Consider the following 1,509-nt stretch of genomic DNA (forward strand, 5'->3'; position numbering starts at 1 on the left):
TTAGTATATCGCCTGTTGTTGTTCTTGTCCTCAACGCATTCTTATACCATTTTGTTCCAGGCAGAGAAACCTTTTCGGCCAGGTTGGTTTCGTGCGCTGCCAATAGCATCATCCCATAGCAGGCTGAAATAAACGCGGGTACTTTTTCCACAACACCTTTTAACCTAACCTGGGCCTGGCCACAGCCGATCAAAGTTTTCTGGTCCCGAAAACCAACCTCTATTTCCCACCTTCTTATATAGGCCTGCAACAGCATGCTTATTTCCATTTCTGGATTGGTGCATATCAGATAGGCCGGGCTCCTGTAAAGTAGCTTTGATTTTTTTGTGAGCCTGTAGCCGACTGGTCTTACTATGACAAGCATCAGGTTTTTCGGTCCAGATTTCCTCCATCTTACGTTTCTAATCACTTTGACATCAAATGACCTGATTTTTCCTGCTGCCCAAGCCCTCACCGCCATATATGGGTACTGCTGGTCCTGGCGAATCATTTCCGGGGTGGGAAGTTCCTCTCCATAATACTTTTTTCTGCCAGATCCCTGGGGCTGTTCACAGGGAAGTGCATAAAGCTTACAATCTTTTCTGATCCTGCCTATCATATCAACATTATCCGGGAGCTTTCTTATCACTGTTTCATTGGTATAGCTTCCGTCCACACTTATGACAAGTTTTCTTTCCGCGTGTCCGTCGCTGTCCAGATCGGTCCTTAACTTAACAATGCGTTGGGCACCGATCTCACTRAGCTTGGCTTTTTTCTGGGTTTCTTTGAAGATATCAATTTCTGCCTGTGAGGCAGTCTTACCGGGCTTCCTGGTGGCGGGGCAATGGACAAGGTCGACAGGTATAGCTTTTGAAGGACCAGAGGATCCATTCTCCAGCAAGGAGAGCGAAACCTGTATAAATCTTTGGCCCCAGACGAAGTTGTTTGCAAAAGGTGGCCCCAATGGATCCCTTAGCCAAGAGGTCCCAAATACATTTCTTCCCTTTTTACGAAACAGGGTATCGTCCATATGGCCATAGATGTTCGTATCCTCACTGGAAAGATTGAGTTTCTGTACACGTCTTCTTACAGCCCCGAAGATCCCATCAAGCTTCATCCTGTCGTCCTTGAACAGTCTGTATGCCGCAGACCAGTCCTTGAACTGGCTACCATTGGCCGAGAGCATGCCGGTAATGGTACACCGGCCAAGGCATCCCAACACACCCAAGGSCAATGACCTTGCGCGATCAAAGGTTCTGGACTGCTTGAAGGCTGGCAGGCAGCCTTCGAAAATCGATCTGAAGCATCCGATCAGGGTTTCTTGGGGAGTTTTTTTTTAAGGTCCTCAACGGACTCATCGCTTCTCTGAAGGATCAGTCGCTGGTTGTCATCGATAATCCACTCCACAACCTCGCCCTGCTTGAACTCGATTGCCTGGGCGACAGCTGAGGGGAAATTAACATACCACTGCTCGCTTGTCTTTCTTTTTATAACCTGTACTTTGGTTGGATATCCCATATCTAGTTGTAT

2 protein-coding genes are annotated in these 1,509 nt (G+C 47.4%); both read right to left on the reverse strand.

The features are described from left to right. On the reverse strand, positions 1 to 1,201 hold a 1,201-nt coding region (locus EYS08_RS25550; protein ID WP_244216049.1), incomplete at its 3' end, for a transposase. A gap of 89 nt (positions 1,202 to 1,290) precedes the next feature. Then, on the reverse strand, positions 1,291 to 1,509 hold a 219-nt coding region (locus EYS08_RS25555; RefSeq protein WP_244216048.1), incomplete at its 5' end, for a hypothetical protein.

It is taken from the genome of Pedobacter kyonggii (genome assembly GCF_004310665.1).
GTDB classification, from domain to species: Bacteria; Bacteroidota; Bacteroidia; order Sphingobacteriales; family Sphingobacteriaceae; genus Pedobacter; species Pedobacter kyonggii.